This window comes from Salmonella sp. GDC200615 (assembly GCF_050574145.1).
Taxonomy (GTDB): Bacteria; Pseudomonadota; Gammaproteobacteria; order Enterobacterales; family Enterobacteriaceae; genus Salmonella; species Salmonella enterica.
In genome coordinates this window covers 1,809,757-1,823,126 of sequence record NZ_CP192247.1, presented here as the reverse complement: position 1 = coordinate 1,823,126, position 13,370 = coordinate 1,809,757, and the positions used below count along the sequence as shown (strand labels likewise).

Sequence of the window (13,370 nt, the reverse complement as noted above, 5' to 3'; positions counted from 1 at the left end):
AGAGGCTATTCAAACGGAACTGAAAGGATACACGTTGCTATGAAATTTAAATTCGCCACATTACTCACAGCCGCCACGGTTTTTTACTCTTATCAGAGCGTTGCACAAAGTCAGCAATCGCCTGATGTCTGGTCAGTTGTCGAACAGAAACTGCAAAATGCCGTCCCTTTAAATGAAAACACCACTTTTAAATCGCAGGCAGCCTGGTTTGAATTACACAGGGAACTGTTTATGTACGGCCCGATGAGCCGTGCGGATGCATTACTGAAAAAGCTGGACACACAATCGAATGATGCGAAGTTTTCGCTAAACCATGAGGCCTCGTGGATCGCTGAAAATAATAGCCCGGATGCCGCGATGGTTTTCCTGTCCAAAATTGGTCTCGATAAACCGTCGAGCATTACCGCCTACGAGAGCTACGTTGATGGCTGGGTTAATCGCAAACAGCCTGAAAAAGCCTTAGCCCTTCTTAGCAAAAATGCCGACGCGAGGAATTTTTATTTAGCCACGGTTTTAAAATCCTGGCACTCAGATCCTGATAAAACCGCCGCTATTTATAATGAAAATTACGCTGATAAAATTGTTGTTCCTTATACTCAGCTAAAAATGCTGCTTATTATTGCGAAGCAGTACCATGCCAAGGGCGACACCGCAAAGGCGTTGGTTTACGCAGATAGCGCGCTGAAAATGTTTGATACGGCTATTGCTCAACAACCGAGTGCTGAAGCCTACCGTTATCAGGAGTATCTCGACCTGATGGAGATCTATTACGCCACGGGTAATAAAGAGAAGGCGATGGCGTTGTCTGCGAGATTGCGCAAAGCAACCGGCAATAAAGGAAGCTATTTCCAGTATTCATTACCGGGATTGCTCTCTTTTTATAAGAAAAACGAGCTGACACAGAATTATCAGGAGACGCTTTCAACCTATGTGACGCAGGTCGATAAAATATTCAATTTTGCCCCTTCGCCGCGCATTGAAATGGAGCTGATTGATTTATTAAGCAAGCTTGATGATGTTGCGCTGATGAATAAGCGTATCGATTTGCTGATGAGCGCGCCGGAATATACCTGCTACGACGACAGGTATTGCTACGAGTACAAAATCAAAGCGCTGAAGAATCTCTTTCAGCATAAGCAGAATGCTGTGGCGGAAAAGCATATCGCAACCCTCTCCGCCGAGGCGCAAACCCTGACGTTCGCCGAATGGGAAGATGCAACAAATGAAATAGGTGAAGTACTCAAAGAAATTGGCCATCCTGAGGCAGCGCAAAAATTAGCCGTCAGCGCCGAGGCGATTTACCTCAGCCAAGCAAAAGCCTGGCCTGATGAAGATATGTCGCGTTCCTTTCAAAGACTTGCAGAGCTTTACGGCTATGGCAACGACACGGTGAATGCCAAACGGGTGTTACACCAGCACGTTCCCTCTCTCGAAGAGGAGGCGATGATCGACCACTACATGAATGCAAAACAGTGGAGTCAGGCAAGGGAATTGATGATTAACGCAGATAGGGTCGATAATAAAAACCTGATGCTGTTACGCCAGATTTGTTCTGAAAACACGCCCGAGTGTCAGGAACATATTACCTTTACGCTGAAAAAATTAACCACGCAGGCGTCGATTACCCGCCAGGACGACACCGGTAATCAGCAGCTTTATCAGATTGGGAATATTTTTCACAGATTGGGTATCATACCGGGAGCGGAACAGCAGGCGCTGATTCAGGCGTTGTATAACAAGGCCGCAGAGCCTAAAAAAGCCACGCCTTAATCGATTTACCCGCCCGGCCACCTTTCTCACATGCGGGAAGGCGGCGGGCGGGAAAAATCAATCGCGGAAGTTTTTGAACTGGAACGGCTGGCCCAGATTGCCGCCGCGCATCAGCACCATCGCTGCCTGCAGATCGTCGCGGGATTTACCGGTCACACGCACTAACGTAAATTCGAATCCAAACCCACAGAGATTACCGCAAGATATTAATGTTGACCCAACACCGCCTGCCGGAAGACCCGCGCTGGAACGCCCTGCACGAGGAGTTCAGCTTTGACGACGACGACAACCTGCTGGGCATGAACATGCCGCCCGAAGGTGGCGAGCATCAGGCGAAAGTCAAAGGCGACCGCCTGCTGCTACAGGGCAGACCACCACTATGAGTACGACGAGTTCGGCAATCCCATCGCTGACCGCTGGGGCAAGGCGCAGTGCCGGGAGCACCGATTTGAATGGAACGGCGAGCACCGGCTGGTGCGCTTTACCGACGTGCGCCACTATGATGATGAAGGCTTTCCGCGCCACTCGTGGCGCTATGAGTTCGATAATGGCGTGACCACCCTATATCCCTGTCCGACGCGAAAATCCTCAGTATCAAGCCTTCTGATAACCCCTTTAAGCTGATCGATTCTCACGGTCGGTATCTGCTTGTTAATCCGGGCTTGTGGGTCAGGCGCTCAAGGAGCGTGAAGTGTGGCGCAATGTTTTCGCCTTCCGGGGCGTTTCCTGGCATAGACGCGGTTATCGGCGACAGGTATCCGGCGATGGTGATGAAGCTCGCGGCACAATAAGGCCTTAGCGGGATGCAGAATCGCCTCCCGCTAAGGCTTCATTCAGCCGCTTTCCATATCACATAAATACGCCTCTTCCACTCCTGTCCAGCAGCAGGCGACAGCTCATTTCGTTAGCGAAACGGTGGCTCATTAAACGTGCGTAATTTACGTGAGTGCAAACGATCACCTTCTGCGCGTAGTAAATCAATAGCACGAATACCAATTTGCAAATGTTCTGAAATAGCCCCCTCATAAAACCGGTTTGCCTGCCCGGGCAGTTTAATTTCACCGTGTAAAGGTTTGTCAGAAACACAAAGCAGCGTGCCGTAAGGCACGCGGAAGCGATAGCCCTGGGCTGCAATCGTCGCGCTCTCCATATCAATCGCGACCGCGCGGCTAAGGTTGAATCGCAGCGCCGATGCGGAATAACGAAGCTCCCAGTTACGATCATCCGTGGTGACGACCGTTCCCGTGCGCAGTCGCTGTTTCACCTCTTCACCGGGAATTCCGCTAACCGCTTTGGTAGCGTCGTACAGCGCACGCTGTACTTCCGCAATGCTTGGAATAGGAATATCAGGCGGCAGAACGGCATCCAGCACATGATCATCGCGTAAGTAGGCATGGGCCAGCACATAATCACCAATCGCCTGACTTTCTCGTAACCCTCCACAGTGCCCAATCATAAGCCAGACGTCAGGCCGCAACACGGCCAAATGGTCGCAAATCGTTTTAGCATTTGAAGGGCCGACACCGATATTTACCAGCGTAATCCCCTGCCCATCTGCCGTTACCAGGTGCCAGGCGGGCATCTGATGCTTCTTCCAGGCCAGATCGGAAATAGCCTCTTCCGGCGCTTCCGTTTCTGCCGTGATCCAAATTCCGCCGGCACAGGAAAGCGCGATATAGGGACTGTCAGGATCAAGAATTTGGCTGCATCCCCAGCGCACAAACTCATCGACATAGCGGGTGTAGTTGGTAAACAAAACGAAGGGCTGAAAATGTTCAACCGGCGTACCGGAATAGTGCCGTAACCGGGCCAACGAGAAGTCAACACGACGCGCGTCGAAGTGCGATAGCGGATAGAATTCGCCGGGGTGGAACAGACCGTCTGCCGTCTCATCGCCAATCTGCGCCAGTTCTGTGGTAGGAAAATGGCGCGTTAGCCCGGCGCTCATAGAACGATCCAGCGTCAGAGCCGAGCCATCGATCACATAAGGATACGGGATCTCATGGTGCGAGGCCTCTACCGCAATATGCGCGCCATAATCATGGTAAACGAGGTTAAGCTGTTCCAGAAGATAAGCGCGAAATAGCGCAGGCCGCGTAACGGTAGTGGTATAACAGCCGGGATGAGTAAAGCGTCCAAAAGCGCGTGTTTTAGGCGGGTTCGGTGTCGCGCCATCCCAGCTTACAGACAGCGAAGGATAAACAAACAGTCCGTTAAGCCTGGCGTGGGGATCGGGCAGCGTACCGTTATCAACATAGTCAGCGATGGCTTCACGGAGCGCGTTAACCGACTGCTCGTATAGCTCCTCCAGGCGATCCAGCGCCTGCTCGGGCGTTAGGTTTGTGCCTTTATTTTCCATATTATTCTCCTTAGCGTTCACAGGTGAGGCACGTCATTCGATAGTATGACAGCAAAGGAGGAAACTAAAGGGGTTAGCGTAGGGGTGGCGACAGTAAACATGAACCCTTTAAAAAGAAAAGAGAACTATCTTAGCGCCACCATCATCGCTCAAAAAGAAGGGTACTGGTACAGCCATTTGTTAAGTTCATTACAATTAGTCATATAACCATTTCCCGGCTTTTGCTGACTCGATCAGCATGCTGATAGTGAAATCTGGGACGGGTACAGGTTCCGTTTTCTTGAACGGATGCCATGAAAAAGGGTGATTAGGAAAATAGGTTTCTATTCTGAAGTTACCTCGCTCGACATTGAGTTTCTCGAAGAATTTATTCATGAGATCTTCGGCTTCAAGTTCATCAATGCTCAGATCAGTATCAAGGTCAATCTCTGGTGTTAATTCCACTTGCTTAATGTTGAACAGATATGTGCCAGCATAAGGCCGTACAAGCTCGTAAACTTGCTGTTCAATATTGTCTACCATAACTTATCATTGCCCCGAGCAATGGTATTGTAGTCGCGTATAGTGCGATATGTTATTTGTGACACATCTGCGGCAAAGATAATTTCCCCGATCAAAGGAATGAAACGTCCAACAAACGGCGCAATGTTACGAACCATAACACGTCTGGCTGTCCACGGGGTGTAACCGCCTAACCATGTCGGAAGGGATATTCCAAAGGGAAATTTTGACTTTTTAAACACTGCACGTGCAGTCCTGGACGCGTATGATGTGCCTTTAGTCGCTCCAGCGGGTTTCGCCCTTGTCCAAAGATTATTACGACCTGATGCCAAAGCAACAACAGCCCCGAAATCTGCAACACCAATCCCAAACTGGCTTGCGGTATTCTCACAGAAAATCATAACAGAAGTTCGGCAGCAGTCAGATTGGATTTTCCTGCATAGAAGTATGTTCCATTTAGTTCTTCTACTGTATCCATTAGAAACTCTATAGTTACTATTTTGGTTTACTTATTGTACATCCTTGTTTCGAATGAAAGAAATCAATCTTTTGGGAAAGAACGGATCAAGATCACGGGAAATATCTGAAATCAGATGAAAGAGACAGTCGCGATTCCCACCAGGGGCATCACCTGGCAAGCTTGTGTGATCGCTCCGTTTGAACCGAACACATCTATATGTCAGCATACTGATACGGGTTTGATCTTGCGGATAGCGGTATCGGTTAATGCCATAGGTGGGGGCTCCATTTTCTCAGCGAACCGCGAGGCCCCGATTAAGCCCCTAATGTCAAAAAACCCGGTAAACCTTCTCAGGTCAACCGGGTAAAGATAATTTATTGTTTTTTAAACGTCTCCGGACTCACCAGGATGTCCCGAAACTAAAATCTGGCTCCTCTGACTGGACTCGAACCAGTGACATACGGATTAACAGTCCGCCGTTCTACCGACTGAACTACAGAGGAATCGTGTGAACGGGGCGAATATTAACGAGGTGCCCCTGGCTTGTCAAAGCCTGTTTTCACAAAAAAAGTTCGTTTGCTGCTTTATTCCACACTTCGGTTAAAATTCACCGTTTCCTGATGATTTTCACAGCAAAAAGCGCTTACTCCCTCTTTACGCGCGGGTATCTCCACAGCCAGCGCCCGCTTACCAGACGCCAGTAAAACAGCGCGCCGCGCACGGCCCAGTCAAGAAACATCCCCAGCCAAACCCCTACAACCCCCATACCCAGCACAATACCAAGCGTATACCCTGCCACAACGCGACAGCCCCACATCCCCAGCATCGATACCCACATCGCAAATCGCACATCGCGCGCGCCTTTAAAACCCGACGGCAAACACCCACGCGGCCGCCCAAATTGGCATAAAGACAGCATTAAGCCAGAGCAGAACTTTCACTACCTCTTTTACGTCCTGCTCCTGGGTATAAAATGAGGAAAACAGACCCGCGAACGGCGCTGTCCCCCAGGCGATTGCCGTAAGTACGATAGTCGACATCCAGAATACATGGCGCAATTGACGCTCTGCCTGACCAATTTGTCCGGTACCAAGACGCTTACCGGTGATAATAGTCGACGCCGAACCAAGGGCGTTACCCGGCAGGTTGATAAGCGCCGCCACGGAAAAGGCAATAAAGTTACCCGCAATAACGTTAGTGCCCATTCCGGCGACAAACATTTGCGTCAGTAGCTTGCCACCGTTGAACAGCACTGATTCAATGCTCGCCGGAATACCGATACCCATCACTTCCCAGATAATGCCGAAATTCAGCGGCTTCAGATAGCTTTTCAGCGGAATGCGCAGCGCCGGATTAAAACCAATCATCAGCACCCAAATAATCGCTACTGCGCCGATGTAGCGCGAAATGGTTAATCCCAGCCCCGCGCCGGCAAAACCCAGCCCTTGCCAGGAGAAAGCCCCGTAAATCAGGATGCTGCTGATGATAATATTGAGAATGTTCATCCCGCCGTTAATCATCAACGGGATTTTCGTATTCCCTGCCCCACGCAGCGCGCCGCTACCGATTAGCGCAATTGCCGCAGCCGGATAACTCAGCACTGTCAGTTCAAGGTACGTTAACGCCAGCCCCTTTACTTCTGACGTCGCCTCGCCTGCGACAATATTAATAATTTCACTGCCGAAATAATGAATGACCACTGCCAGCACAACGGCAAATAGCGTCATAATCACCAGCGACTGGCGCGCCGCCGCCCTTGCCCGTCGCCTGTCGCGCTTGCCCAGGCTAAAGGCAACCACCACCGTAGTACCAAGATCGATAGCCGCAAAAAAAGCCATAATTACCATATTAAAACTGTCGGCAAGCCCCACGCCCGCCATTGCTTCCTTGCCCAGCCAACTGACGAGAAAAGTACTGAGCACGCCCATTAGCAAAACACAGGTATTTTCCAGAAAAATAGGGATAGCAAGTGGGGTGATTTCACGCCAGAACAACACTTTGTAGCTCTTGCGTTTGGCATACCAGGGCGTACGGACGACAGCCTGGCGTAAGGCAGTGGAGACGTTCAAAATGGACCTTAAAGAAGAGAGTTGAAACCACATTTCAATAATGAGCGAGAAATCGTAAGGCTGCAAAGCTTTTTGCAGAAAAAATGTCTGCAAATGCAACAAAGTGATGAGATAACCCGCAATCGAATCTGTAAGAGGTTAAATGGGGTTTGACAAAAATTTTTCCGCCGCTAATATACGACCCCACACGATTCCTCTGTAGTTCAGTCGGTAGAACGGCGGACTGTTAATCCGTATGTCACTGGTTCGAGTCCAGTCAGAGGAGCCAGATTTTAGTTTCGGGACATCCTGGTGAGTCCGGAGACGTTTAAAAAACAAGAACTTATCTTTACCCGGTTGACCTGATAAGGTTTGCCGGGTTTTTTGACGCCCATAGTTTTTGGGGACTTAATCGGAGGGCTAGCGGTTCGTTGAGAAAATGAAGCCCCTGCCATGACACTCACTACTAATACAGATACTCCAGCCCATGAAAACCAGCAATGCGACAGGATATTTAAAGGCCAGGCCTGCCCGCGCTAATGTTGACCGGCATTCCGGAACGGCGCTCCAGCACCTCATTAACCCGCGAAGTATCAACGTCATCCCCTTTGATAAACGTGCGCAGCACTGGCGTAACGGGCAATGGAACTTTTTTGTCTGACTCAAATTCAGCACGGTTGCGAGAAAGCGGTTCGTGTACCTCCAGCCAACGACTGCCATCCGGCTCTACCGAAAATTTAACGGGCCTGTCGATAATCTGAACGCGGGTTCCTACAGGAACATGGTCGAATAAATATTTAATATCGTCATTGCGTAAACGGATACAGCCCTGACTGACGCGAAGGCCAATGCCAAAGTTAGCGTTAGTGCCATGGATGGCATATAACCTGCCGATATATATTGCGTATAGCCCCATAGGGTTATCCGGCCCCGCAGGCACCATCGCGGGCAGCGTTTTTCCCTCTTTAGCATATTCCCGACGCGTATTAGCCGTTGGCACCCAAACCGGGCCATCTTGTTTGCGTTCAACCGCAGTTACCCAGTTGCGCGGCGTTCCACGGCCAGCCTGACCAATACCAATAGGTAGCACCTCAACCGTATTCGTGCCTGCGGGATAATAATAAAGGCGCATCTCGGCGACGTTTACCACAATACCTTCACGAACGGTGTCAGGCAGAATCAACTGCTGCGGCACCACCAGTGTGGAACCAGACTGAGGTAAAAACACATCCACGCCGGGATTCGCTTCAAGCATATTACTCAGCCCCTGACCGTAGCGGGCGGCAAATGACTCTAAGGGCTGAGTATTGTTCTGCGGTACGGCGATTGTGACAGGCTGTCCTACCAGACGACTGCCTTCGGGCGGCAACGGATAGCTTATAGCCAGCGAGAAATGGCTTACCAACAAGACGAAAAACGGAAAAAAAGGTGTGATACGACGCATTATATCCCTTCCTTTGTCGCGGCAGGTGTGCGTTAAGTATAGCTTTTTTCTCACATGGCTGGTGTTGTGCGCCCGGGTTATGTTGCGTTTGCGTTCCCCTCCGGCAGGACAATATTACTGGCCGCCAACTCCCCCATGTTGTGGAACATGGCGCACGCGGCTTCCACGATCGGCATCGCCAGCGCCGCGCCGCTTCCTTCACCTAACCGCATCGCCATATGCAAATAGGGATCCATAGACAAATGCGCGAGCGCGATGCGGGCGCCCTTTTCCGCCGAAAAGTGCGACGGGATCAGATAAGGTCTCACCGCAGGCGCAATCTGACAGGCCGCCAGCGCTGCCGAGTAGGAAAGAAAGCCATCCAGCAATACGGGTAAGCCACACCTTGCCGCGCCAAGCATCACGCCGGTCATCCCGACCAGATCAAAACCACCCACCTTCGACAACACATCAATGCCGTCGCGCGGATTGGGCTGATTAATCGCAATCGCCCGCCGCACGACGTCCACTTTATTATCGATGCGGGAAGGCGGAAGATTCGCGCCAATCCCCACCACCTCTTTTGCATCACTTCCTGTAAAAACGCTGACCATCGCGGCGGCTGGCGTAGTGTTCGCCATTCCCAGCTCCCCTACGCCAAATAAGGTCACGCCGCGTTGCGCCAGGTCGCAGGTGTAGCGGGAAACCTCCAGCAAAAGCGCCTCAGCCTGCAAGCGACTCATCGCCGGGCCAACGGCAATATTTCCGCAGCCGCGCGCGACGCGCATATTAACTACGCCAGGAATAGGTTCGGCATCAATACCGACATCAATGACATGCACCTTCGCACCGGCCTGAGCGGCAAGCACGCATACGCCGGTTGTTCCCCGCGTCATATTCGCCGCCTGAATCGCCGTCACGATTTTGGGCGAAACCGCTACGCCTTCATCCCAGACGCCATGGTCGGCGCACATCACCAGCACCGCCTTTTCACCTACCTGCGGCGTACCGTTAAGACCCGGCATACCCGCGAGCTGAACGGCTAAGGTTTCCAGTCTGCCCAGGCTGCCCGGCGGTTTGAGCAGGCCGTCAATATGTTGCTGCGCACGCGCCATCGCCTCGGCGTCCGGCGCAGGAATGTCACGGAGTAAAGCGTGTAGTGTCTGCATAAGATGTCTCGTCCGTAATAATCGGCTCATAACAGAGCCAGCAGAAAGATCAATTCACCAAGTTCGATCGCCGCGCCCAGCGTATCGCCGGTTTGACCGCCAAGCGTACGTTTAAGCAACTGGCCAAGGATGAAAATCGCCGCGCATGTGACCACCATTGCGGCCAACCCTTGCATACCAGGCAGTAATACCGTGGCGACGATTACCGCCAATCCCAGAGTAATGCAGGTTTGCCGTCCGCTGACTTTACCGATAAATACATTGCCAAGCCCCTCTTCACGGGCGTAGCGATGACGGTACATCAATAAAACGGCGCTGCCGCATCCGGCCGCACAGGCCGCCGCCAACGCCGCCAACATTGGCGTTCCACGTAACGCCAGTTCGCTGACCACCAGAATTTTTGCCAGTAGCACAAAAATAAGCGCCAGCCCGCCATGGGTTCCCAGACGACTATCACGCATAATCTCCAGCATTCGCTCACGGCGGCGCGCGGAAAAAATACCATCGCAGGTATCGGCCAACCCATCCAGGTGAAAACCACCGGTCAGCAACGCCAGCGCCAGAATACAGAACAACGCCGCTAGCGGAATACCGCACCAGGGTTGCAGGAGGATGAAAATCAGGCCGCTTACCCCTCCCAGAATCAACCCGATAAAGGGAAACATCACGATCCCACGCGAATACTGCTCGAAATCCAGTCCCTGCGACCAGCGTGACGGCACGGGCAAGCGGCTAATAAAAGCGAGCATGGCCCAAAACAGCTTACTCATTTAATTTTGACTCCAATACCTGAGACCACCAGCCAGACCTCATCCGCCGCTGCCGACAGTCGTTGGTTGACCCGACCGGCAATATCACGAAAATGGCGCGCCAGACGGTTTTCCGGGACGATCCCCATTCCCACCTCATTTGTCACCAGTACCACTTTCGCCGGGCAGCGCTGGCAGGCTGCAATTAAAATCTGAATTTCATCGTCAATGGCGCGCTCCATCGCCGCGTAATCCCACTGTTCGGGATCGTTTTCGCCTCCCAGCGCAAACAGCAGATTCGTCACCATGGTGGTAATACATTCCAGCAAAATCGCGTCGTCAGGGGCAAGATCCGCGGTAATCAACGTATCAAGATGCCGCCAGCATTCTGCGGTCCGCCAGTGTGCCGGCCTGCCATCTTTATGATGCTGAATTCTCGCCGCCATCTCGTCATCAAGAATCTGCGAGGTGGCGATATACAGTACCTGCGGCGCATCGCCAATTAAGGCTTCAGCATGACGGCTTTTACCACTACGCGCCCCGCCCGTCACCAGAATCATCATACCGGCTCCTGATGCTGTTGCATGATGGTATAAATTTTATCAATATGTTGCCGCATCGCTTCCGCCAGCAGATCAAATTGCCGCGCTTTATGCTCCGCATAACAAAAAGTCGTTTCCCACGGCGCAAGCCCTTTTCGTGCCCGTAACCCATTGACCACCGCACGGGTAAACGCATCGCTGTCAAACAGGCCGTGAAGGTAAGTGCCAAACGCCAGTCCGTCGGCGGTGACCGCGCCATCCGCCACAGAGCATCCATTTTTCTGTAACGTCATGGCCGTACAGCATCCTTCCTGCAGCACCGTTTCCCCCATGTGGATTTCATAACCGCGTACCGGTAGCCCCGCCGCGGCAGCCAGCCAGCTGGGCAGCTCGCCTGACATTGTCGCGTTAACCTGCGTCGTGATTTTATCCTGTGCAAAGCGAGTGATCGTATTAAGCAGCCCCAGGCCCGGCTGCGTACCCAGCCCCGACTCCACCTCATCCACAATAGTGTCGCCCAGCATCTGGTAGCCACCGCAAATTCCCATCACCGGCACGCCCTGCCGATGTGTCTGCAATAGCGCATCCGCCATCCCGCTTTCGCGCAGCCAGGCGAGGTCGCTCAGCGTATTCTTACTGCCCGGCAGGATCACCAGATCAGCGTCAGTCAACGCTTCCGGGCGGCGAATATAGCGTATGCGCACATCCGGCTGCGCCGCCAGAGCGTTAAAATCCGTAAAGTTAGAAATATGTGGCAGTTGCACAATGGCAATAGTGATATCACGGGGGGCGTTACCGCGATATTTATCGTTTTGCAGCGCGACGCCATCTTCATCTTCCAGATCCACATCCAGCCACGGCATCACTCCCATGACCGGGACGCCGGTAAGCGATTCGATTTGTTCGATACCGGAATAGAGTAGCGCCACGTCGCCGCGGAATTTGTTGATAATGACGCCCTTTACTCTGTCACGCTCCTGTTTATGCAGCAGCGCCAGCGTGCCATAAATAGCGGCGAATACGCCGCCTCGGTCGATATCCGCCACCAGAATAACCGGACACTGGGCCATTTCCGCCATTCCCATATTGACGATATCGCGATCGCGCAGATTGATTTCCGCCGGGCTTCCGGCGCCTTCCAGCACAATAACGTCATATTCCTGCGCCAGGCTGTTATAAACCGCAAGGATTTGCTCACGCAAACGCGGTTTATAGTCATGGTAACTCACCGCATCCATATTGGTCGCCACTTTCCCCATCAGCACGACCTGCGCCTGGCGATCGCTGGTCGGTTTGAGCAGCACCGGGTTCATACGCACATCTGGCGTGATCCCCGCGGCTTCCGCCTGAAAAATCTGCGCCCGCCCCATCTCTTTACCATCCGACGTAATACCAGAATTAAGCGCCATATTTTGCGATTTAAACGGCGCGGTACGCAGACCATCCTGATAAAAAATGCGGCATAAACCCGCCGCCAGCACACTTTTGCCGACGTCGGATGCCGTCCCCTGCAACATAACTGCCTGCGTCATGACGCCTCCCTGAATGCGCACTTTTGCATTCGATGAAAAAACTCCGTTTCTGTTTTACACAGCGGCAGTCCCAGTTGAGTATGAAGTTTGACCAGCCAGGGCTGGGTTAGCCCCGCTTGTTCCATCGCTTCCGTACACGCGAAAACCTCGCCAGGCGCGCCATGCGTCAGAATCTGGCCCTGGCGTAACACGTATACGGCATCGCTAATTTCATAAATAAGATCGATATCATGGCTGGAGATAATGACATGATTGCCCTGCGCCACAATCCGCCTGATGATAGCAAGCATCTGAGTGCGCCCTGCGGGATCGAGACCAGCAGTGGGTTCATCCAGCAATAGATAGCGCGCCTGTAGCACCAGCGCTCCGGCGATAGCCACACGTTTTTTTGCCCATGACTCAAACACTGAATGGGCTGATGGCGAAAATGTTGGGCGTCAACCAGCGTTAGCGCCTCGTCGACGCGGCGCGTGATTTCCGCCTCCGGCACCCCCAAATTACGTAAACTAAACGCAATGTCGCTATCGATATCAGTATAAAAAATCTGCTGTTCAGGGTCCTGAAAAACCGTCGCAACTTGCTGGCGCAGCGCCAGTAGTCCGCGCTTGCTGTAATCCAGCGGTTTTCCCTGCCACAACACGGCCCCTTTTTGCGGACGCAACAGGCCGCTCAGGTTCATAAAAAGCGTAGACTTCCCACAGCCGTTCGCGCCCACCAAACCGGTAACAGGCGAGAGCGAAAAATCCAGATTTAACCCTTTAAGTACCGGCTCATCCTGATATCGGAACCACAGGTCTGAAGTGGCAAGCATAATAGT

10 protein-coding genes, 2 tRNA genes and 4 pseudogenes are annotated in these 13,370 nt (G+C 52.3%); 4 read left to right on the top strand and 12 right to left on the bottom strand.

Translation table 11 applies throughout. The features are described 5' to 3' along the window. Window positions 1-39 precede the first annotated feature (39 nt). Complete coding sequence (locus tag ACQ29O_RS08485) at window positions 40-1,770, top strand: hypothetical protein (protein WP_000669119.1); 1,731 nt, start codon at window positions 40-42, stop codon at window positions 1,768-1,770. Between the two features lie 57 nt (window positions 1,771-1,827). Here the strand turns inward: ACQ29O_RS08485 and ACQ29O_RS08480 are convergent. Then, window positions 1,828-1,932: pseudogene (locus tag ACQ29O_RS08480) on the bottom strand (DUF520 family protein); the annotation flags it as partial. Window positions 1,933-1,979: 47 nt separating this feature from the next. On the opposite strand from ACQ29O_RS08480, the gene ACQ29O_RS08475 reads away from it, so the two are divergent. Continuing rightward, window positions 1,980-2,153 (top strand): hypothetical protein, encoded by a 174-nt coding sequence (locus ACQ29O_RS08475; RefSeq protein ID WP_000957535.1) that lies wholly within the window; start codon window positions 1,980-1,982, stop codon window positions 2,151-2,153. Between the two features lie 521 nt (window positions 2,154-2,674). On the opposite strand, the gene ACQ29O_RS08470 is transcribed toward ACQ29O_RS08475, so the two are convergent. Then, on the bottom strand, window positions 2,675-4,129 hold the full coding sequence (locus ACQ29O_RS08470; protein WP_000428188.1) for an AMP nucleosidase: 1,455 nt from the start codon (window positions 4,127-4,129) through the stop codon (window positions 2,675-2,677). 45 nt (window positions 4,130-4,174) lie between these two features. Between ACQ29O_RS08470 and ACQ29O_RS08465 the strand changes: the two genes are divergently transcribed. Then, the gene (locus ACQ29O_RS08465) at window positions 4,175-4,336 is read left to right on the top strand and encodes a hypothetical protein (RefSeq protein ID WP_001536381.1); all 162 of its coding nucleotides are present in this window, start codon (window positions 4,175-4,177) and stop codon (window positions 4,334-4,336) included. Here ACQ29O_RS08465 and ACQ29O_RS08460 read toward each other — a convergent pair. From ACQ29O_RS08460 to ACQ29O_RS08445, 4 genes and pseudogenes are all read right to left on the bottom strand, one after another. Then, window positions 4,325-4,651, bottom strand: a complete 327-nt coding sequence (locus ACQ29O_RS08460) for a DUF1493 family protein (RefSeq protein WP_000228159.1) — start codon at window positions 4,649-4,651, stop codon at window positions 4,325-4,327. The genes ACQ29O_RS08465 and ACQ29O_RS08460 overlap by 12 nt on opposite strands. Beyond that, window positions 4,645-5,108: pseudogene (locus tag ACQ29O_RS08455) on the bottom strand (STM2901 family protein). The gene ACQ29O_RS08460 and the pseudogene ACQ29O_RS08455 overlap by 7 nt, the downstream one beginning before the upstream one ends. Before the next feature lie 409 nt (window positions 5,109-5,517). Beyond that, a tRNA-Asn gene (locus tag ACQ29O_RS08450) sits at window positions 5,518-5,593 on the bottom strand. A 140-nt stretch (window positions 5,594-5,733) separates the two neighbouring features. Then, window positions 5,734-7,192: pseudogene (locus ACQ29O_RS08445) on the bottom strand (EmmdR/YeeO family multidrug/toxin efflux MATE transporter). A 159-nt stretch (window positions 7,193-7,351) separates the two neighbouring features. Between ACQ29O_RS08445 and ACQ29O_RS08440 the strand changes: the two are divergent. Beyond that, window positions 7,352-7,427: transfer RNA gene (locus ACQ29O_RS08440), tRNA-Asn, on the top strand. Window positions 7,428-7,652: 225 nt separating this feature from the next. Here ACQ29O_RS08440 and ldtA read toward each other — a convergent pair. The 6 genes and pseudogenes from ldtA to ACQ29O_RS08410 all read right to left on the bottom strand — a co-directional run bounded on the left by ldtA (window position 7,653) and on the right by ACQ29O_RS08410 (window position 13,364). Further along, the gene (ldtA, locus tag ACQ29O_RS08435; RefSeq protein WP_001252824.1) at window positions 7,653-8,582 is read right to left on the bottom strand and encodes a L,D-transpeptidase; all 930 of its coding nucleotides are present in this window, start codon (window positions 8,580-8,582) and stop codon (window positions 7,653-7,655) included. 77 nt (window positions 8,583-8,659) lie between these two features. Further along, complete coding sequence (cobT, locus tag ACQ29O_RS08430) at window positions 8,660-9,730, bottom strand: nicotinate-nucleotide--dimethylbenzimidazole phosphoribosyltransferase (RefSeq protein ID WP_001193981.1); 1,071 nt, start codon at window positions 9,728-9,730, stop codon at window positions 8,660-8,662. Between the two features lie 26 nt (window positions 9,731-9,756). Beyond that, on the bottom strand, window positions 9,757-10,500 hold the full coding sequence (gene cobS / locus ACQ29O_RS08425) for an adenosylcobinamide-GDP ribazoletransferase (RefSeq protein WP_000039992.1): 744 nt from the start codon (window positions 10,498-10,500) through the stop codon (window positions 9,757-9,759). Then, window positions 10,497-11,042 carry a bifunctional adenosylcobinamide kinase/adenosylcobinamide-phosphate guanylyltransferase gene (gene cobU / locus ACQ29O_RS08420; RefSeq protein ID WP_000973146.1) on the bottom strand — a complete coding sequence of 182 codons (546 nt, stop codon included), beginning with the start codon at window positions 11,040-11,042 and terminating at the stop codon, window positions 10,497-10,499. Before cobU ends, cobS begins: the two co-directional genes overlap by 4 nt. Beyond that, window positions 11,039-12,553 carry a cobyric acid synthase gene (locus ACQ29O_RS08415; RefSeq protein ID WP_020936926.1) on the bottom strand — a complete coding sequence of 505 codons (1,515 nt, stop codon included), beginning with the start codon at window positions 12,551-12,553 and terminating at the stop codon, window positions 11,039-11,041. Before ACQ29O_RS08415 ends, cobU begins: the two co-directional genes overlap by 4 nt. Further along, window positions 12,550-13,364 (bottom strand): annotated as a pseudogene (locus ACQ29O_RS08410) (energy-coupling factor ABC transporter ATP-binding protein). Before ACQ29O_RS08410 ends, ACQ29O_RS08415 begins: the two are co-directional and overlap by 4 nt. Between the last annotated feature and the right edge of the window lie 6 nt (window positions 13,365-13,370).